Here is an 18,698-nt window from a genome sequence, read left to right as displayed (position 1 = left end):
CCCGATCAGTTGAAGTCGACGGTGACGCTCAGCGTACCGTTGTATGTGTTAACGGCCGTCGTCGGCGAGATGTCAAAGTGGCCGCCGATGAACAGGTCGTCCTGGCCCGAGCCGGGCAGGGTGTTCAGCGTTCCGCTGGCGGCGACGGGGCTTTCCGAGCCAATACCCGTGAGGTTCGCGCCGGCGGTCGGGAAGGCCAGCGTGTTGTTGGTCACCGTATAGGTCTGACCGGCGGTTCCGGTGATCCGGAAGGTCGCGGCGGCGGCCTGTCCCGAGGTGGGAATGAACGCATTGCCACCGCCCGACAGCGTGGGCGTCGCGGCGCTCGACGCCGCTGACGCGACAGTGACCGTGTTCGAGCCGGTGGTCGGTTTCGCGATTGATCCGAATTGCAGAGCGCGGGTGGCGGTTACCTGGTTCGGCGAGACGATGTTGGCCTGCGCGGTGGTGTTGCCGCTCACCGGAGCGGCGTTGGCCGAGAGCGCGGCGGCGCTGGCGGCGGCCAGAGCGAAGATGGCGATACGGAGCTTCATTCGGCACTCCCGACTTGTTCTATGCGCGGCCCCGGCCAACCCGAGGTGACAAATATTCCCCTGTCCGGGGAAAAGTAGAGCGAGATGGCGCCGGAGGTTGTGGCGCTAGCCTTTACCATCCGTTAGCCATACGGCGTGCGTAGAACCGCGTCCATTCACTGTCAAGTTGGCGAGGCTCCAACTCGGGGGCGGTCAATTGTCGAGCTCTATGGGCTGACTAGCCTCAGGTCTCAGACCTGGAGTATTCATTCCGTGAAGGACTGGCGAAGAAGAGCCGCAGGTCGAGATGGCGCCCGCTCCAGGCGAATCCCGTGGCTGTCCTTGCCATCCCGGCGCAGTATCGAACCGCAGACTTGGCATGGAACCTGCCGTTCCCCTGGAGTGGGGGCGTTGCCTGCGCCACGCCGTGCGCGGTCCTACCTGTGCGTCTCGCAAAGACGCCGGCTGACGGAGTAGAGATGGCGGAGGGCGGCTGGCCCATCCCGACCGGGTTCCTGCCCGAGGACGAGCGCACGGTCCGCGCGCTTGAGGACATGCGCGCGATCCTGGCGCGCCTTGAGGCTCGGCTGGGGGGCGGGGAGGCCGACACCCTCCCGGCTTCGACAGTCCAGTCGCTGATCGGGGCGCTGAACGCCCTGGCGCAACGCCTCGCGCGGTCCGAGTCCCAGTCGCAGGAGCGGATCGACCAGCTCCTGGCCGCGCTGGCTGCGCTCTCGGCCCGACTCGACGCCGAGGCTGCCGGTCATGCCGCAGCGCTCGAGGCGCTGGACGCGGCGCAGGCCGTTCGAGACCCAGGGCCAGTGCGCGCCGTACTGGTTGCGGCTTCGGCGCTGGCGGCGCTGGCGGTGACCGGCGCTGTCGCAGTGGTCGCGGCCAGGCCTGAGGCCTTGCCCGCGATCGTCGTCGAAGGACTTCGGATTCACCGCCCGGCGCTCCCGTTGCGCCCCGGGCTGACCCCGCAAGAGGGGTCGGCCAGCTCGGCCGCAGCGGTTTCGGGCGCGCCAAGGGCCCCGACGGCCGCTCCAGCGTCGAAGGACTCGTTCGCAGCCGTCCAGGCGGCCCTGGCCCGCGGTGAGACCGCTGCGCTTCCACGGCTCACAGCTCTCGCCGAGGCGGGGGACCCCGACGCGCAGCTGCATCTGGCCAGTCTCTATGAGGCCGCAAAGGCAGGGCTCCCGCGGGACCTTGCGGCCGCAAGGCTCTGGACCCGGCGAGCCGCCGGCGGCGGCAGTCGCGTCGCCATGCACAACCTTGGGCTCTTCCTGACGGAGGGCGACGGTGGACCCCGCGACGTCGAGGAAGCCGCGGCCTGGTTCCGGCGCGCCGCCGAGCGCGGCGTGGTCGACAGCCAGTTCAATCTCGGCGTGCTGTACGAGTCCGGGCGGGGCGTGTCGCGCAATCTGCGTGAAGCCTACCGTTGGTTCTCCATCGCCGCGAACGCCGGTGATCTGGCCGCCCGAGAGAAGCAGGTGGAGCTGGCTGGCCGACTGTCGGCCGCCGAGCGCGCCGGGCTCGATCGGGACACCGGCGCGTTCCAGCCCGGCCCGGCTCCCGCAGCGGCTCGCGACCCTGACCCTCTTGTGCCGCCGGCGACGACGCTGGCAGAAACCCAGACGCTGCTCGCGCGGCAAGGCTACTATGTCGGGCCCGCCGACGGCGTGGTGACGCCGCAGCTCAGAGCCGCCGCGGCTGCCTACCTTCGCGATCACCCCGAGCTGGCGCGTCGGCCCTAGGTTTCCGAACGGTCGCGTCGTCCGCTAGCCGTTGGGCTTTACCAGGATCTTCACGTGCGCTTCCGGGTCGCCGAGCGCGGTGAAGGCGCCTGCGACGCCGCCCAGGTCGACCGATCCGGTCACCAGGCCCTCTACATCGATGATCCCGTCGGCCAACTGGCGCAGGGTCAGAGCGAATTCGTCGGGCGTGTAGCCGAACACGAAGGTGAGTTCGATCTCCTTGGTGATGGCGATCGAGGGCTCGATCTTGTCGGTCTCCATGCAGACGCCCGCGACGACGATCTGCGCGCCGGCCGGCGCGGCCTCGATCAACGACTGAAGGACGCCCGGAGAGCCCACGCATTCGAACACCACCGGCTGGGCGATGGTGTTGCCCATCATCCGCATCATGGACTGGGCGGCGCGGCTGCGCGGCACGCCCAGGGAGTCCCAGCGCTCGTGCGGGTTCTCGACTGCGGGGTCGACGACAATGTCGGCGCCCAGCTTCTCGGCGGCGGCGCGGCGGCGCGGGGAGAAGTCTGCGGCGATGATCGGACCGTGACCTTTGGCCTTAAGACCGGCGATCACCGCCAGGCCCACCGGACCGCAGCCGACGACGAGGGAGACCGACTTCGGCTCGAGTTTCGCCTTGGCGACCGCGTGAGCCCCGACCGCGAAGGGCTCGGTGAGGGCCGCCTTGTCAGTGGGCAGACCGTTGGGGACCTCCAGGATCATCGCTTCGGTCAGCAGCATCCGCTCCGCGAAGCCGCCGGGCAGACGGTTGGAGAAGCCCAGGGCCTCCATGCCGGCGCCGTGCAGGGTCACGGGCACGCTGACCACACGGGTTCCGGCCTTCAGGGTCTTGGGCGAGCCAGGACCATGATCCAGGATCTCGGCGCAGAACTCGTGGCCGAACACCGTGTCGGCGGCCGGATCGAACCCGTTATCGGGCGCGCCGGCGCGACGCGACAGGTCGATCATGTGCTCCATGTGATGCAGGGCATGCAGGTCGGACCCGCAGATGCCGCACGCCAGGGTCTTCACCAGGACCTGGCCGGCGCCGGGGGTGAGGTCGGCGATCTCGTCGCAGACGAGGCGCTTATCCCGTCGGATCACAGCTTTCATGAATTAACTCCCCAACTCGTCATTCTTGTCTGCGCTGCCTCTATCCCCTAACCCTCGCGCCTCGGACTCACTAGGAGCGGGATCGCATGACCCTCGCCTTTCTCTTCCCCGGACAAGGCAGTCAGGCCGTCGGCATGGGCCAAGACTTAGCTGATGCCTTCGCTTCCGCCCGGGAAGTCTTCCAGGAAGTGGACGAGGCGCTAGGCCAAAAGCTGTCGGCCCTGATGAAGGGTGGTCCCGAGGACCAACTCACCCTGACCGAGAACGCCCAGCCGGCTCTGATGGCCGTCAGCGTGGCGGTGATGCGGACGCTGGAGAAGGATTTCGGCGTCGCCGTCGAGAAGGCCGCCTTCGTCGCCGGTCACAGCCTGGGTGAGTATTCGGCGCTGGCGTCGGCGGGCGCCATCAGCCTGTCGGATACCGCGCGCCTGCTGAAGCTGCGCGGTCAGGCCATGCAGCGCGCCGTGCCGGTCGGGCAGGGCGCCATGGCCTCGCTGATCGGCCCCAAGACCGACCTCGCCCTGGCCGAAGAGGCCGCCAAGGCGGGCTCCGAGGTGGGCGTCTGCGTCGTGGCTAACGACAACAACAACGGCAACGTCGTTATCTCGGGCGACAGAGCCGCGGTCGACCGCGCTATCGAGAAGGCCAAGGAACTCGGCGCGCGCGCCATTCCGCTGAACGTCTCCGCGCCGTTCCACTGCCCGCTCATGCAGCCGGCGGCCGACGAGATGGCCGAGGCGCTCGCGTCGGCGACCATCGTCAGCCCGCGGGCCCCGTTGGTCGCGAATGTGACGGCACAGGCCACCAACGATCCCGAGGCGATCCGCTGGATGCTGGTGGAGCAGGTCACGGGTCGGGTGCGTTGGCGCGAGAGCATGCTCTGGATGGCCGAAACCGGCGGCGTCACGCGGTTCGCCGAGGCCGGCGCCGGCAAGGTGTTGTCGGGGATGGCCAAGCGCATCGCTCCCGACGTCGAGGCTGTGCCGCTCAACGGCCCGGCCGACCTTGAAGCCTTCGCCAAGTCGTTCTGAGAGGCAGCATGTTCGACCTTACCGGCAAGACCGCTCTCGTCACCGGCGCCACCGGGGGCATCGGGGCCGAGATCGCAAAGACCCTGCACGCCCGCGGGGCCAATGTGGTGCTTTCGGGCACCCGCGAGGCGGTGCTGCAGGAGCTGGCCGCCAGCCTCAAGGCGCGTGCGGCCGTGGCTCCGGCGAACCTCTCCGATTCGGCCGCCGTGGATGGCCTGATCGAGGCCGCCGAGAAGGCCGCCGGGGCGCCGCTGGACATCCTGGTGGCCAACGCCGGCATCACCAAGGACGGCCTTCTGATGCGCATGAAGGACGAGGACTGGGAGACCGTGATCAAGGTCAACCTGGAGAGCTATTTCCGGCTCAGCCGGGCCGCCATGCGCGGTATGATGAAGCGCCGCTTCGGCCGCATCATCGGCATCACCTCGGTGGTCGGCGTCATGGGCAATCCCGGCCAGGCCAACTACGCTGCCTCCAAGGCTGGAATGATCGGGTTTTCCAAGGCCTTGGCCCAGGAAGTCGCCAGTCGTGGCATCACCGTGAACTGCGTCGCCCCGGGCTTCATCGAGAGCCCCATGACCGACGGGCTGAACGATGCGCAGAAGGAAGCCATCCTGAGCAAGATCCCCTCTGGTCGGCTGGGCTCGGGGGGTGACGTGGCCGCCGCATGCGCCTATCTGGCGTCTGACGAAGCGGGATATGTCACCGGCCAGACGCTGCATGTGAACGGCGGCATGGTGATGATCTGACTTTCGCCCGTTGCGGGGAACGTGCTAACCGCCCCGCGGATTTGAACGCCCAAGCGGCAGTTGACTTCACCGTCGCCGTCGCCGATGCAATGACCTGACTAACCCCTGAGGGACCCTACGAATGTCCGACGTCCTTGAACGCGTCCGCAAGATTGTCATTGAGCATCTCGATGCGGATCCCGAAAAGGTGACCGAAAAGGCCAGCTTTATCGACGACCTGGGCGCCGACAGCCTCGACAACGTCGAGCTGGTCATGGCGTTCGAGGAAGAGTTCGATATCGAGATTCCGGATGACGCCGCCGAGCACATCCAGACGGTCGGCGACGCGGTGAAGTTCATCGCCGAGCGACTGGGCGCCTAACAGCCCCCGCGCGCGACCTAGAATCGTTTCAAAGAGCCGCCGCGTCCCTAGGGTAGAACCTCGAGGCGCGGCGGTTCGCTTTTGAGGCCAGCACATGCGTCGAGTCGTCGTCACCGGCATCGGTCTCCTGACCCCGCTGGGGCAGGGCCGGGAACTGACCTGGAAGAGGATCCTGGCGGGCACGTCCGGGGCCAACGCGATCACCGCGTTCGACACCACCGACTACGCCTGCAAGATCGCCTGCGAAGTGCCGCGGGTCGACGGTCGCGGCGGCGGCGGCCCGGATATCGAGGGCAGCTTCGACCCCGACCAGACCATGTCGGCCAAGGATCGCCGGCGGGTCGACGACTTCATCCTCTACGGCGTCGCTGCGGCCGATGAGGCCGTGAAGGACGCCGGCTGGCTGCCCGAGGACGACGAAGGGCGCGAGCGCACCGGCGTTCTGCTGGGCTCCGGCATCGGCGGCCTGGGCACGATCGCCGAGACGGCCATCGAGCTGCACGAGCGTGGCCCGCGCAAGGTCAGCCCGTTCTTCATCCCCTCGGCCCTGATCAACCTGATCTCGGGCCAGGTCTCGATCCGCTACGGCTACAAGGGTCCCAACCACGCGGTGGTGACGGCGTGCGCCACGGGCGCCCACGCCATCGGCGACGCGGCCCGGCTGATCAAGTACGGCGACGCCGACGTGATGATCTGCGGCGGCGCCGAGGCCAGCGTGGTCCCGGTCGGCATCGCCGGCTTCATCGCCTGCCGCGCCATGGCCACCGCCTTCAACGACACGCCCGAGAAGGGCAGCCGGCCCTACGACAAGGACCGCGACGGCTTCGTCATGGGCGAGGGCGCGGCCGTCCTGGTCCTCGAAGAGCTGGAGCACGCCAAGGCCCGCGGCGCGAAGATCTACGCCGAAGTCGCGGGCTATGGCCTGTCGGGCGACGCCTATCACATCACCGCCCCCAGCGAGGACGGCGACGGCGGCTTCCGCGCCATGACCGCGGCGCTCAAGGATAGCGGCCTGAAGGCCGCCGACATCGACTACGTCAACGCGCACGGCACTTCGACCATGGCCGACGGCATCGAACTGGGCGCCGTCGAGCGGCTGCTGGGCAGTTCGGCGCCGGGCAAGACCATGTCGTCGACCAAGTCGATGACGGGCCACCTGCTGGGCGCCGCCGGCGCGCTGGAGGCGGCCTTTGCGATCCTGGCGATCCGCGACCAGGTCGCGCCGCCGACGATCAACCTCGACAACCCCGACGTTGAGACGGTCCTCGACCTCGTGCCGCACAAGGCCAAGCCGATGAAGATCGACGTCGCCATGTCGAACAGCTTCGGTTTCGGCGGCACCAACGCCTGCGTGATCTTCAAGAAGTACGCGTGACGCCGGACGCGGCCCCCGGTCTCGCCATCGCAAGGCGGAGGAGGGGCCGATGAGCCGCCGGCGCAAGGTGGCGTTCCGTGGCGGGGCCGCCGCAGCCGGCGTTGCGCTGCTGCTGGCCCTGGCGGCGGTGTGGAGCTTTGCCGGCCCGGGGCCCAAAGCGAGGGACGGCGAGGTGACCGCCGTCGTGCTCGAGCGCGGCGCGGGCGTCGGGCGCATCTCCGAGACCCTGAAGGACGCGGGCGTCATCTCCTCGGCCGGGCTGTTCAACCTGGCCGCCCGGCTGACCGGCTCGGCGAGCCAGTTGAAGGCCGGCGAGTACGAGATCGCCTCGGGCGCCTCGATGGCTTCGGTGCTGGCCGACGTGCGCGCCGGGCGCGTCGTGCGCCGGTTGGTCACCATTCCGGAAGGCTGGACCAGCGGCATGGTGGCGGACGCCCTGAACCGCGAGGTGGTGCTGACCGGAGACGTCGCCGAGCCGCCCGAGGGTTCGATCCTGCCCGACAGCTACGAGATCCAGCGCGGCGAGACGCGCGAGGCGGTGATCCGGCGCATGCAGGCGGCCCACGACGAGGTGATGGCCGAGCTGTGGCCCAAGCGACAGCCGGGCCTCCCGTACTCGACCCAGGCCGAGGCGGTGACCCTGGCCTCAATCGTCGAGAAGGAGACCAGCGTGGCGTCCGAGCGGCCGCGGGTGGCGGCGATCTTCGTCAACCGGCTGCGCAAGGGCATGCTGCTGCAGACCGACCCCACGATCATCTACGGCCTTACCAAGGGGCGGCCGCTGGGCCGCGGCATCCGCGCCTCGGAACTGGCCGCCGACAGCCCGTGGAACAGCTACAAGGTCGCCGGCCTGCCGCCCGGGCCGATCGCCAACCCGGGGCGCGCCTCGCTGGAGGCGGTGCTGAACCCGCCCTCGACCAACGAGCTCTTCTTCGTCGCCGACGGCACGGGCGGGCACGCCTTCGCCGAGACCTACGAAGAGCACCAGCGCAACGTCGCGCGCTGGCGCCAGATCGAACGCGAACGGGCCGGGCGATGAGAGCCGGCGCTGTGGCGCGTCAGCGCCGCTTTGATTCAACCACGAACCACACGAACCACACGAACAGGATCGGCGCCGGCGCGCCGAGATCGGAAGGAGCGCGCTGATGCCGATATCCGGGATGACGGGGTTCGGGCGGGCCGAGGGGGCGCTGGGGGCGTGGACCTGGGCGGTCGAGGCGCGCAGCGTCAACGGGCGCAACATGGACGTCCGGTTTCGGGGGCCGCCGGGGTTCGACGGGCTGGAGCGGGCGGCGCGCGAGGGCGCCCAGAGCCGGTTCCAGCGCGGACAGGTGACCGTGGGCGTGCAGGCCAAGCGCAGCGAGGGCGCCGGCTCGGTGCGGGTGAACGTCGCGCAGCTGGAGCGCTTCCTGGAGATCGGAAGTCCGTTCGTGTCCGCGGGCCGTGTCGCGCCGGCCCGGCTGGACGGCCTGCTGGCGCTGCGCGGCGTGATCGAGGCCGACGACGCGGGGCTGGATCCCGAAGCGCAGGCCGAGCTGGAGGCCGCTATGGCCGCCTCGATCGGCGTGGCGCTGGACGGCCTGTTTGCTGCGCGCCGCCAGGAGGGCGCGGCGCTGCTGCCGGTGCTCTGCGGGCAGGTGGACCGCATCGGCGAGCTGTCGGACCAGGCCCACGCCATCGCCGCCGATCAGCCCGCCGCCATCAAGGCCCGCTTTGAGGCGCGGCTGAAGGAGCTGGCGGGCGAGGCGGCCACCGAGGAGCGCATCGTCCAGGAAGCCGCCGCCATGGCCGTGAAGGCCGACGTCCGCGAGGAGATCGACCGGCTGAACGGGCATGTCGACGCCGCCCGCACTCTGCTGGCGAGCGACGCGGCGGTCGGCCGCCGGCTGGATTTCCTGACCCAGGAGTTCATGCGCGAGGCCAACACGCTGTGCTCGAAGAGCCAGCTGGGCGCCCTGACCACCGTGGGCCTGGACCTGAAGGCCACCATCGAGCAGTTCCGCGAACAAGTGCAGAATGTGGAGTGAGGCGCCGTAGGCGCTTGATTCAACCACGGAAAACACGGAAGACACGGAATGGTCACGGTCAGGGTTCGGCCGCTGCTGCAGTCAGTCTTCTTCTGTGTTTTCCGTGTTTTCCGTGGTTTTCTTGAGCCGCAAGGCGGCTCTACTTGGGGGTGTGGGTGAGTCCGTCGGACGATCATTCGAAGCCGTGGGAAACCACGCGGCGCGGGCTGTTGTTGCTGGTGTCGAGCCCGGCGGGGGCGGGGAAGACATCGCTGACGCGCACCCTGGTGGCCGACTATGACAGCCTGATCCTCTCGATCTCGGCCACCACGCGCGCGCCGCGTCCGGGCGAGGAAGAGGGGCGCGAGTACTTCTTCAAGACGCGCGAGCAGTTCGAGGCGATGATCGGGCGCGGCGAGCTGCTGGAGTACGCCACCGTCAACGGCAACTACTACGGCACGCCCCGCGCGCCGGTGGATGCCGCCCTGGACGCCGGCCACGACGTAATCTTCGACATCGACTGGCAGGGCGCCCAGCAGGTGGCCGAGAAGACCCCGAACGACGCGGTCCGCGTCTTCATCCTGCCGCCCTCCTGGGGCGACCTGGAGCGGCGCCTGAAGGCCCGCGCCCAGGACTCGGAACAGATCATGGAGCAGCGTCTGCGCCTGGGTCAGCTCGAGATCCAGCACTGGGGCAGCTACGACTACGTCATCGTGAACAAGAACTTCGACCGCGCCTATGCCGACCTGCAGCACATCTACCGCGCGGAGCGCATGAAGCCGGGTCGGAATGTGTGGCTGCCGGGGTTTGTGGCGGACCTGCTGGCCGAGGCGGCGGGGGAGCATGACCCGTCTGGTGCGCCCCCGCGGACGACGATGCTGCGGCCGGTGCAGAAGTAGGGGGCGGGCGAGCGCCTGATTGCTCGAACCAAGCTGCGAATTTCGGCGAGTTTCGAGGATAGGCGCGCCTGGCGTCCAACCGACAAGACTCCCACACCACTGCGCCTGCCGACAGACCGCTGACAGCCACCCGCTCGGCTGCGGCTCGCTCGAACGTCTCCAGAAACGCCCGGTGCGTCCGCCGTTCAGACACTCCTCTCCTCCGGTTTTCGCAGACCCCCGAAAGGGGGAGGCGGGCGGACGCGCGGGCCGGGTAGCTGAGGGGCATGACACCTTTGTCCCGTGCGCTTCGCCTCGCCCCCGCCGCCCATCTGGCTGTTCTCGCCGCCGCAATGCTGGCGGCGCAGCCGGCATTCGCGATCGACTTCCGCGGTGATGGCCCGACGATTTGGGTGGAACGGTCTGCACGGCTGATTGCGGCGGCCAAGTCCCAGGTCACATCGCGGGACCAGTTCAACGCCAACATGAAAGAGGCCTGCAGCGGCGTTGGCGGCGAGCTGCTCAAGATCGGGGGCTCAGCGCCGATCTGGGCCGCCGAGGGGCATCGCGCCTTCTGCCGCAGCGTCGACGGGTTCACCGGCTCGCCCTTCGTCAAGGACCCCTGCGGCGAACTGAAGAAGGCCGTCGGCTACTACGGCAAGGCCAGGGCCGAGGACCATCCGGCCGACGTGGTCAAGGCGGCGGGATCGCTGATCAAGGTCGCTGATGTGATGCGCGAGCTCAACGCCGACCGGCGCCGGTGCAAGTGAGGCGCGGGATGACCATGACCCGGATCGCCAACATCCTTCGGCGCGCGACCGCGACCGCGATCGCAGCCTTGACCGCGTCGGTCGCGGCCTTCCCCGCCATGGCGCAGGCGCCCGCGCGCGACGGCGCGGCGGTCGCGGACCTGGAAACGGGATGCCGGAAGAAGGACGGAGACAGCTGCCTCGCGTTGGGGGTCAGGCTGCTGGAGGGCGCGCCGTCGGCGGAGACCCGCGAGAGGGCGGTGGAGATCCTGCTGCAGGGCTGCGAGCACATGTCCGGCGCGGCGTGCGGCAAGGCCGCCGCCAATCTGGCCGCGCCGGGCGCGACGCCCGACTGGCCACGCATGGCCAAGCTCTTCGATCGCGGCTGCGGCCTGCAGGACTCCTGGTCGTGCCAGACAGGGGCGATGATCTACTACGTCGGCTCGGGCGTGACGAAGGACTGGGTCCGGGCGCGCAGCATGTTCACCGCGGGCTGCGGCGGGTCGGGCGACCTGGTCGCAAAGGCCTGCCGGTACGCCGGGACGATGTATGTGGCGGGTCAGGGCGGCGACAAGAGTGAAGACATCGCCAAGCTGATGTTTAAGCGGGCATGCGACAAGCGGGACGCCGCCAGCTGCAAGGTCCTGAACCTTCCCACGCCGGAGTAGGGGGACTTCGGAAGGGGATCCGGAGATTTTGGGACACGATACCTATCCTCGGGCGCTGGCTTCGGCGGCGCGCAGGACGCCCCGGCGGCCATGCGGGTCGCTATCCGAAGACCAGGAGGCCGGCTCCAATGAGGGTGGCGGTCTGGGGGCCGGTCATGTCCAGCATGCGGCCAGGGGTGTCGGCGGCGGGCCGCTCAAAGCCAAACAAAAATCCCGGCGCCAGCTCTTGAAAACCTTCGGCGCGACACAACGTCAAGCTTCTGGCCCGGGCCCCTCTGGCGGTCCTTCCTGACCGTGATGTCGGGCCGCTCTGCGGAGCTGGGCCATTCCTCCCGTCTCCGCACCGAAAAACGGAGGACGGACATGATCAATCACTCTCGTATCTGGAGTTGGGCGGGCGCCACCCTGCTGGCCCTGAGCCTGGTCGCGCTCTGGGTCTGGCCCAAGTTCGTGGGCGTGGACATCCACCCGATCTTCGGCTGGGCCGAGGCCCAGACCGGCATCGCATGGCTGGAGCCCAACGCGCGCTACGTCGTGGGCGCCATCGCCGGCCTGCTGGCCATCGTGCTCATCGTGCCGAAGACCCGCGTCTGGGGCGCCGTCGGCGCGCTGACGCTCTCCACCGTGTTCATCGTCGCCCATCTGACGCCTTGGCTGGGCTGGAACATTCCCAACTACGGCCCGCTGATGGAGGCGCTCGCGGCTGGCCGTACGGCCGCAGAGATCGAGGCTATGGGCCTGAAGGGCGACCGCGGCGCGCACCTGAGCCTGGCGCTCATCAATGCGGGCCTCGCCATGGTGGTGCTCGCGGCCGACCGGATCCGCGAGGGGAAGGGCAACCGCCGCAACTACCGGCCCTTTGAACTGGCCACGTAAGGGCGGGGCCCTCCGCGGCCAGGCTAACGGACTCGAGAAGCCGCCCCGGCTCCCGCCGGGGCGGCGATGCCATGTGGGATTGTCGGAGACACGATACCTATCCGCGGGCGCTTGCCTGGCGGCGCAACTCGGAAAGGGACAGCTCCCCGATCGTGCGCGTTTGAGTTGCGACCGGTGCTTTGTATTAATCTAGGCTCCCCGCAAAGGCGAGGATTGAATATGAATTCCCCATCCAGGGGAACTGTTAAGCATTCGATCAGATGAATTCCCCACATAGGGGAACTTCTAAGCCTCGATTACTCATTATGTGCCCTGCCATCGTTGACGGTGATGCTCACGTCTCCCTACCTCGATCCAGGACCCGGGGGGACCGGCGTCGCCTGAGCAGGGATATTCTCAATGAAGACCAAGTCCATTCTGGCCGCTGCGACAGTCGCTGCGGCGCTGGCGCTGGGGGGGACGCAGGCCAATGCCGGCGTCGTGCTCAGCGAAGACTTCAACTCTTCGGCGTTTCTCGGCGCCGGCTGGTCGTTCCCCCACTTCAGCGATCGCTGGGAGAACACCCAGTATCACTACCCCGCGGCCTCGGCGAACGGTTGGACCGTGACCGGCAACGGCGTTTTCGTGGCCAGCAACCTGGACGACCCCAACGGCGACCAGGCCATTCTGCTCAACGAGGGCGCCAATTCGAAGATCAGCCACGCGCTGACCAACCTCATCGCGGGTGAGACCTACAACGTCAGCTTCCTGTACTGGGGCGACAACATCACGGGCGGCGACTGGTCGCTGTTCGCCGACGTCGGCGCCGCCAACTACGCCTCGATCACCGGCGTCGACCTGGCCGCGGGCACGAACCCCGGAACGACGCACAACTTCAGCTTCGTCGCGACCGGCAGCAGCACGACCCTGTCGTTCTCCGAGTTCTCCGACTCCGGCGCCTCGCCGATCATCGACAACGTCCTGGTCACGGGGCCGACCGCGGCGGCGGTGCCCGAGCCGGCCACGTGGGCCCTGATGATCGGCGGCTTCGGCCTAGCCGGCGCCACGCTGCGGCGTCGCCGGGCCGTCGTGGCCTGATTTCGGCCCAGAGCGATCCAATGGAAAGCCCCGGCTCCGCGCCGGGGCTTTCTGCTTTTGGGCTGAAGACGGATCGGCTGTGGCGGGCGCGGCCCGCCGGACGCCGTCAGCACAGTTGAGGACTTCCACCGCAGAGGTCGCGGGCTCTTGCGGATGCGACAGCCGGGTGACACCGCTTGGGTGTCGGGGCGCCATGCCCCCAAAGCCGCAAAGCGGGCATTGGCGAGGACTGAGATGGCGAGACGAAACGTGGCCCAGGCGGTCCTGCGGGTTCTGCTTGGGTTGGTCTACCTGGCGGCGGGTGTGGCGCACCTGCGGTCGCCGGGCGTCTTCCTGAGTATCACGCCCGCGTGGGTGCCTTGGCCCGAGTTCGTGATCGCCGCGACGGGGGTGGCCGAGGTGCTGGGCGCGGTTGCGCTGGTGGGCGTGAGGCCGCTGCGGCGGGCCGCTGCGATTGGGTTGGCGCTGTATGCGGTGTGTGTCTATCCGGCCAACATCAAGCATGCGCTGGACGCTATCGCGGCGCACGGGGCCGACGCCTGGTGGCCGTATCATGCGCCGCGGCTGGCGTTTCAGCCGGTGTTCGTGTGGTGGGCGCTGTTCGCCGGCGGGGTGATCGACTGGCCCCTGCGAAGACGCCCGGCTGTGGCGGCTGGCGGCTAATCGGGGCGAGCCCTTCCGGCCGCGTTTCCCCTCCCGACGGGAGGGGGACGCAGCCATTCGGCCGCTAGAACAGCCCCGCGCGCTGGGCGATGACGACCGCGGCGATGATCAGGATCAGGGCCTGGATGATCATGCCGAAGGGCGAGGGCAGCGGCAGCTTCTGGACGGCCCAGGCGATGAGGGCGGCCACGATCAGAACGATCACGGCGAAGATCAGGATGGACATGGTGTTGAGCCTTGGCTGTGGGGTCGCGAGGAGCAGCTAAAGCGGACGGCATAGCTTTGGGTTCCCGTGGCCGGCCCGATGCGGATTGACGGCGGGGCGGCGCAAGCCTTCTCTGGCGGCGGGCGCGGCCCGGGAGAGGCGCGCGCGGGTCGGGGGACTTCGATGACCATCGAGCTGAAGATGCTGGCCTGGACGCTGGTCCTGGCCTTCGTGCAGATCCTGCTGTTCGACGTGGCGCGGACGCGCCAGTACGGGCTGAAGTGGAACACCGGGCCGCGGGACGAGGCGATGCCGCCGTTGTCGGCGCACGCCGAGCGGCTGAGCCGGGCGCAGGCCAACCTGTTCGAGACGCTGCCGCTATTCGCCGGCTTCGTGCTGGTGGCTCATGTGGCCGGGATCAGCACGACGATGACCGTGCTGGGCGCGCAGATCTATTTCTGGGGTCGGGTGGCCTATGTGCCGTTCTACGCCTTCGGGGTGCGCAACCTGCGCTCGCTGGTCTGGCTGGTCAGCCTGGCCGGGCTGATCATGATCGCCGCCGCCGTGCTCACCGCGCCCTAGCGACGCGCCGGGGTCACGACGCCTCGAAGTTGTCGGAGGTTTCGTGCTCCACGCCGTCCTGGGAGACGATGACCAGGCGGTAGCCCAGGATCGCGGCTTCGCGCGCGAGGCGTTGGCGCGCCGTCAGGTCGTGGCGATCCCAGGTCACCTTCGCGAGGCGCAGGGGCCGCCGACGGTCGCCGGAAGGATGGAGCGGCATTGTGGCCTCCTCGAGGGCGAGGGGTCCTGACTGCGCCCGGTCGCCCGCGGCCGCCTTGATCGTCATCAAGCCCAGATCCTGGACGGCGGGGGCTGAAGGCGTGTCTGCTGGCGGCAAATGGAGAACGGGGCGATGAAGCGATTCCTGGCGGGACTGGCCGGCGCGGCGGCGATGTGGAGCGGATCGGCGCTCGCGGCTCCGGCGGACGACGCGGCCGTCGTGGCCCAGGTGGAGCGGTTCTTCGGGGCGATGAAGGCCAAGGATGTCGCCGCCCTGCAGGCGATCCTGCTGCCCGATGCGATGCTGACCTCACAGCGGGTGCGGCCCGAGGGGACGACGCTGGCCCGCTTCCCCGGCCAGGCGTGGGCGGCCGATATCGTGAAGGCGCCCGACATCGAGGAACGGATGTGGGACCCTGTGGTGATGCGCCGGGGCCGGATCGCGATGGTCTGGGCGCCCTACGAGTTCCTGCGGGACGGCAAGGTCACCCACTGCGGCGTGGATGTGTTCGACCTCGTACAGGGGGACGACGGCGGCTGGCGCATCGCGCACCTGATGTGGACCCAGGAGCCGCAGGGCTGCGCCGAACTGAAGGCGGCGCGCAATGCGCCCCTAAAGAAGACGCCACTGTGATTGACCGATCAAGGATTGCAGTAGCTACTACGCGAGCCTGTTGCGGAGAGATTTGCCCGCAATAGTAGCGTGGTGGGGGTGAGGGGAGCGCTGCAGATGCCATTGCCATTCGAACAGCGGATGGAGGCGGCTCGCTTCCTCCACGAGTCCTACAGCGCCGAACGCAATGTGCATCTCGGCCTCTGCCTTGTGTCGTCCCTTGGGCTGCTCTGGTTCGGCTATCAGTTGTTGGACAACGACACGTCGCTGAACGCGATGGTCTCCATGTTCGGGCCGGCCGGCCTGATTGCCGTGTCGCAGGGGCGGGTGCTCTTTCTGTGGACCGAGACCGCCAAGTTGCTCCGGGAGGGCTAAGGATGTCGACCGACGATCCGCAGGCGCTGGCGATCCGGCGCAACTCGCGGCGCGCGGCGTTGCTCAGCCTCGTGGGTGGGGCCGTGATCCTGGCCGCGTTCGCTGGCAGCGCATTGCAGCTTCAGAACCTCGCGAAGGCCGAAGCGGAGCAGGCCGCGCGCGTGGGTGCGCTCCGGAAGGAGGAGGCCCAATTGCTGGCGAGCATCGCGGCGCAGAAGCGGGCGCTGCTCGAAGAAAAGGCCGTTACCAAGCAGGCCTATGAGGAGATCGCCAAGGGCGACACGCGTGGCGCGCAGCAGACACTCGCGGAGGCGCAGCGGGTGAGCACGCCGCGGGTCTACTTTCAAGTGAGGTCGGCCGGGCAGGCGGAGGTCTATCGACGATGCGCAAGTGTGCTAAGGGCCGGCGGCGCTCGCGTACCGCCCTACGAAGTCGTGCAGCGGGGTCCGGCGCAGAATGAGGTCCGCTACTTCCATCAGGACGAAGCGACCGAGGCCGAGCAACTGGCGCAGACGGTTCGAGCGTGCCTGGGTGGCCCCGTGCGCCTTTCGTACGTCGGTGCCTATGCAAATGTGAACGCCCTCCACTTCGAGGTTTGGCTCGCACCCTGAGCGGTTGGTCGATCAAAGCCGCGGCGCGCCGGAGGCCGGCGCGCCGCAAGTCTGAACTCAGTCATCGCGGGTGGAACGGGTCAGCCGACGAGGCGGATGGCCGGGATTTCGGTCTCGAAGGACGGTGGCGGGGTGTGCGGCCGGTCGGCCGATATCTGCGGCCGGGGCACGGTCGGGTAGCCGATGATGTCCTTCAGCGGCGGGTAGGCGGTCAGGGCATGCGAGGCGAGCTTGCCGCTCATGGCCGCCCCTTCGAAGCTGCCGACATTGAGGCCGGTGTAGATCCAGTCGCCCGCAAGGACGAGGTTGGAATAGCCCGAACCCCAGGCTTCGAGGCGGTAGTCGACGCTGCCCGGGGGTGAGGAGACGTATCGCTCGGTGGGGTCGATATTGGCGCGCCAGAACTGGCTGTCGAAGCGCTGGACGCCCTGAGCGTTGGGGTTCTGGGTGTCGACCAGGAGGCTGAAGTCCAGACCCATCGGGTCGCCCAGGCCATTGGCGGCGCGGACGGTGGCCTTGGGCAGCATCGTGCCGATCGTGGTCTGAAGATACTGGATCGACTGGGCCTTCACCCGCTCGGCGGCGCGGCGCGGATAGTCCGTGTCGGTGAAGGGCGGCGGCGGCTCGTAGTCGGCCATCAGCCCGCAGAAATACCAGATGGCGCGCGGCTGGTTGTCGGCCGGCCAGCTTTCCCACTTGAGCAGCCCGGGGAAATTGCCGTTGCCGTTGGGCGGGCAGAAGTAGGTGCCCGAGATGGCCAGCTCGTTGCCGATCAGCGGCTCGGCCCAGCCCATCTCGTACATGTCCTTCGACAGCCAGATCTGCATGGCCTGGGTGGTCAGGGCGGGGAGGTTGTCGACCATGCCCTTCCAGGCTGGCGAATGGTCGACGAGTTCCTTGCACAGGTACGGGATCGCCCCTACCGAGATGGCGAAGACGATCTGGTCGAAGCCCTCGCCCTTGGAGAGGACTTTCTTCTCCTTCAGATACGGGAATTCGGCCGTGGGCCAGCCGCACCAGTAGGACTCGAGGTCGACATCGAGGAGGCGCAGGTACTCGCCCTCGTTCAGCTGGTCGTACAGCGGACGGCGCGGCCAGGAGGGCAGGCCCTTGACGTCGATGAGCGGCTGGTAGCCGCGCTCGGGGTGCTTGAGCGTCGCCTGGACGGTGAACTCGATCTCCTGGACCGAGGTCTTGTCGTGGCTGAGCACCAGGTTTTCGACCTTGTGGAAGAACTCGAACTTCACGCCGCGGCGCTTGAGCACCTCGTAGACCGGGGCGACGACGGTCTCGCCGGTGCCCGCTGCGAAGCTCCAGATCAGCGAACCCATGTAGGCGGCCCCGCGAAGCGTCCAGTCGAGGTAGCAGCCGGCGCCCATGACCGCGGCGCGCGAGGTGTCGCCGTCGGGGCTCTGGTAGCAGATGTTGACCGTCGAGAGCGGGACCGGCGAGGCCAGGGTCTCGGGCGCGATGCCGTGACGGGTGAGCCAGTCGCTCCAGTTCTCGCGGTCGAGATCGTCGTAGCCCTTGACCTGCACGTTGTCGGTCAGGGCGCCGATGATGACGGTGGCGTAGAAGTCCAGCGTGATCAGGGCCCGGCGCAGGTCGGTCTGCTTGTCGGCCAGCTTGGGCGCGAGGGTGTCGACCAGCCGCGCGGCGCCCGCCACAAGGCTGCGGATGGTGGTGAGTTCCCCGACCAGCGGGTGGTCCGGACCCTCGCTGAGCGGGACCTCGAGCGAGGCCTTGGCCCGGCTCATGATGCGCTGGATGCCGCCCTCGATGAAGCCGGGGAGGTCTGCTGTCGACTCCAGCGTCTTCAGCGTCTCCTCGATGATCGCCGCGATCGCCGTGGGGACGCCCTGGTAGTAGCTGCCGTCGGTGGGCGGGATGTCGTTCGGGGGCAGGCGCGCGGGCCACGGGATCAGGCCGCCGTCACGGTACTCCCAAGACATGGTGAAGTCCGAGGGGATGAAGGCTTCCTCGAAGGTCGCCAGGGGCATCCCGGGCTTGCGGCCGAGCTCCTCGTAGACCTCGGACATCATCGGCAGGGCGTTGAAGTAGCTGCCCATGAAGCCGTGGATGCCGTGCTCCTCGATGCGTTCGTCGGCGCCTCGCGAGGACGCGCACTTGCCGCCAAGGCGCCAGCCGAGTTGGTAGACCGTGATGTCGAAATGCTTCTGCCAGTCGGGCAGGCTGGTCATCTGGAGCGCTGTCGAAAGCGCGCCCATGCCGCCGCCCAGGATCGCCACCTTCTGTGGCGCGGTCGATTGGGTCATGATGTGTTCCGCGACGTTCCGTCGCGGTCCCGCCT

General features: G+C 68.5%; 22 protein-coding genes. 17 read left to right on the top strand and 5 right to left on the bottom strand.

Going from position 1 to position 18,698, the window contains the following annotated elements; genetic code table 11:
* Positions 1–5: 5 nt before the first annotated feature.
* The gene (locus tag ACQ66R_RS01825; RefSeq protein WP_430418707.1) at positions 6–533 is read right to left on the bottom strand and encodes a DUF4402 domain-containing protein; all 528 of its coding nucleotides are present in this window, start codon (positions 531–533) and stop codon (positions 6–8) included.
* 458 nt (positions 534–991) lie between these two features.
* Here ACQ66R_RS01825 and ACQ66R_RS01820 point away from each other — a divergent pair, with 458 nt between their 5' ends.
* A complete protein-coding gene (locus tag ACQ66R_RS01820; RefSeq protein ID WP_430418705.1) occupies positions 992–2,266 on the top strand; it encodes a tetratricopeptide repeat protein in 1,275 nt (424 codons plus the stop codon).
* Positions 2,267–2,290: 24 nt separating this feature from the next.
* On the opposite strand, the gene ACQ66R_RS01815 is transcribed toward ACQ66R_RS01820, so the two are convergent.
* Positions 2,291–3,370: a zinc-binding dehydrogenase gene (locus tag ACQ66R_RS01815; protein WP_430418703.1), complete on the bottom strand. Its 1,080-nt coding sequence runs from the start codon at positions 3,368–3,370 to the stop codon at positions 2,291–2,293.
* 86 nt (positions 3,371–3,456) lie between these two features.
* Here ACQ66R_RS01815 and fabD point away from each other — a divergent pair, with 86 nt between their 5' ends.
* From fabD to ACQ66R_RS01755, 12 genes are all read left to right on the top strand, one after another.
* Positions 3,457–4,401 (top strand): ACP S-malonyltransferase, encoded by a 945-nt coding sequence (gene fabD, locus ACQ66R_RS01810; RefSeq protein ID WP_430418701.1) that lies wholly within the window; start codon positions 3,457–3,459, stop codon positions 4,399–4,401.
* An 8-nt stretch (positions 4,402–4,409) separates the two neighbouring features.
* Positions 4,410–5,150 (top strand): 3-oxoacyl-[acyl-carrier-protein] reductase, encoded by a 741-nt coding sequence (gene fabG / locus ACQ66R_RS01805; protein WP_430418700.1) that lies wholly within the window; start codon positions 4,410–4,412, stop codon positions 5,148–5,150.
* Positions 5,151–5,271: 121 nt separating this feature from the next.
* Positions 5,272–5,511: an acyl carrier protein gene (locus ACQ66R_RS01800; protein WP_293363422.1), complete on the top strand. Its 240-nt coding sequence runs from the start codon at positions 5,272–5,274 to the stop codon at positions 5,509–5,511.
* Between the two features lie 94 nt (positions 5,512–5,605).
* Positions 5,606–6,886, top strand: coding sequence for a beta-ketoacyl-ACP synthase II (gene fabF / locus ACQ66R_RS01795; RefSeq protein WP_430418698.1), 1,281 nt, complete (start codon positions 5,606–5,608; stop codon positions 6,884–6,886).
* Between the two features lie 49 nt (positions 6,887–6,935).
* A complete protein-coding gene (gene mltG / locus ACQ66R_RS01790; protein WP_430418696.1) occupies positions 6,936–7,925 on the top strand; it encodes an endolytic transglycosylase MltG in 990 nt (329 codons plus the stop codon).
* A gap of 106 nt (positions 7,926–8,031) precedes the next feature.
* Positions 8,032–8,913 carry a YicC/YloC family endoribonuclease gene (locus ACQ66R_RS01785; RefSeq protein ID WP_430418694.1) on the top strand — a complete coding sequence of 294 codons (882 nt, stop codon included), beginning with the start codon at positions 8,032–8,034 and terminating at the stop codon, positions 8,911–8,913.
* A 155-nt stretch (positions 8,914–9,068) separates the two neighbouring features.
* Positions 9,069–9,791 carry a guanylate kinase gene (gene gmk / locus ACQ66R_RS01780; protein WP_430418692.1) on the top strand — a complete coding sequence of 241 codons (723 nt, stop codon included), beginning with the start codon at positions 9,069–9,071 and terminating at the stop codon, positions 9,789–9,791.
* Positions 9,792–10,057: 266 nt separating this feature from the next.
* The gene (locus ACQ66R_RS01775) at positions 10,058–10,540 is read left to right on the top strand and encodes a hypothetical protein (RefSeq protein WP_430418690.1); all 483 of its coding nucleotides are present in this window, start codon (positions 10,058–10,060) and stop codon (positions 10,538–10,540) included.
* An 8-nt stretch (positions 10,541–10,548) separates the two neighbouring features.
* Positions 10,549–11,187 carry a hypothetical protein gene (locus tag ACQ66R_RS01770; protein ID WP_430418689.1) on the top strand — a complete coding sequence of 213 codons (639 nt, stop codon included), beginning with the start codon at positions 10,549–10,551 and terminating at the stop codon, positions 11,185–11,187.
* A gap of 363 nt (positions 11,188–11,550) precedes the next feature.
* On the top strand, positions 11,551–12,063 hold the full coding sequence (locus ACQ66R_RS01765) for a hypothetical protein (RefSeq protein ID WP_430418687.1): 513 nt from the start codon (positions 11,551–11,553) through the stop codon (positions 12,061–12,063).
* Between the two features lie 399 nt (positions 12,064–12,462).
* A complete protein-coding gene (locus tag ACQ66R_RS01760; protein WP_430418685.1) occupies positions 12,463–13,140 on the top strand; it encodes a PEPxxWA-CTERM sorting domain-containing protein in 678 nt (225 codons plus the stop codon).
* A 234-nt stretch (positions 13,141–13,374) separates the two neighbouring features.
* Complete coding sequence (locus tag ACQ66R_RS01755) at positions 13,375–13,803, top strand: DoxX family protein (protein WP_430418683.1); 429 nt, start codon at positions 13,375–13,377, stop codon at positions 13,801–13,803.
* Between the two features lie 64 nt (positions 13,804–13,867).
* On the opposite strand, the gene ACQ66R_RS01750 is transcribed toward ACQ66R_RS01755, so the two are convergent.
* Positions 13,868–14,029, bottom strand: a complete 162-nt coding sequence (locus tag ACQ66R_RS01750) for a hypothetical protein (protein WP_430418681.1) — start codon at positions 14,027–14,029, stop codon at positions 13,868–13,870.
* Positions 14,030–14,191: 162 nt separating this feature from the next.
* On the opposite strand from ACQ66R_RS01750, the gene ACQ66R_RS01745 reads away from it, so the two are divergent.
* Positions 14,192–14,590 carry an MAPEG family protein gene (locus tag ACQ66R_RS01745; RefSeq protein WP_430418679.1) on the top strand — a complete coding sequence of 133 codons (399 nt, stop codon included), beginning with the start codon at positions 14,192–14,194 and terminating at the stop codon, positions 14,588–14,590.
* Positions 14,591–14,603: 13 nt separating this feature from the next.
* On the opposite strand, the gene ACQ66R_RS01740 is transcribed toward ACQ66R_RS01745, so the two are convergent.
* On the bottom strand, positions 14,604–14,855 hold the full coding sequence (locus ACQ66R_RS01740; RefSeq protein WP_430418677.1) for a hypothetical protein: 252 nt from the start codon (positions 14,853–14,855) through the stop codon (positions 14,604–14,606).
* Between the two features lie 66 nt (positions 14,856–14,921).
* On the opposite strand from ACQ66R_RS01740, the gene ACQ66R_RS01735 reads away from it, so the two are divergent.
* The 3 genes from ACQ66R_RS01735 to ACQ66R_RS01725 all read left to right on the top strand — a co-directional run bounded on the left by ACQ66R_RS01735 (position 14,922) and on the right by ACQ66R_RS01725 (position 16,387).
* A complete protein-coding gene (locus tag ACQ66R_RS01735) occupies positions 14,922–15,422 on the top strand; it encodes a hypothetical protein (RefSeq protein WP_430418675.1) in 501 nt (166 codons plus the stop codon).
* 96 nt (positions 15,423–15,518) lie between these two features.
* Complete coding sequence (locus ACQ66R_RS01730; RefSeq protein ID WP_430418673.1) at positions 15,519–15,776, top strand: hypothetical protein; 258 nt, start codon at positions 15,519–15,521, stop codon at positions 15,774–15,776.
* Between the two features lie 2 nt (positions 15,777–15,778).
* Positions 15,779–16,387, top strand: a complete 609-nt coding sequence (locus tag ACQ66R_RS01725) for a hypothetical protein (RefSeq protein WP_430418672.1) — start codon at positions 15,779–15,781, stop codon at positions 16,385–16,387.
* Positions 16,388–16,467: 80 nt separating this feature from the next.
* Here the strand turns inward: ACQ66R_RS01725 and ACQ66R_RS01720 are convergent, their stop codons facing one another.
* Positions 16,468–18,663, bottom strand: a complete 2,196-nt coding sequence (locus ACQ66R_RS01720) for an NAD(P)-binding protein (RefSeq protein ID WP_430418670.1) — start codon at positions 18,661–18,663, stop codon at positions 16,468–16,470.
* Between the last annotated feature and the right edge of the window lie 35 nt (positions 18,664–18,698).

The organism is Phenylobacterium sp., from assembly GCF_965284355.1.
GTDB lineage: Bacteria > Pseudomonadota > Alphaproteobacteria > Caulobacterales > Caulobacteraceae > Phenylobacterium.
This window is presented reverse-complemented; position numbering and strand designations above follow the sequence as displayed.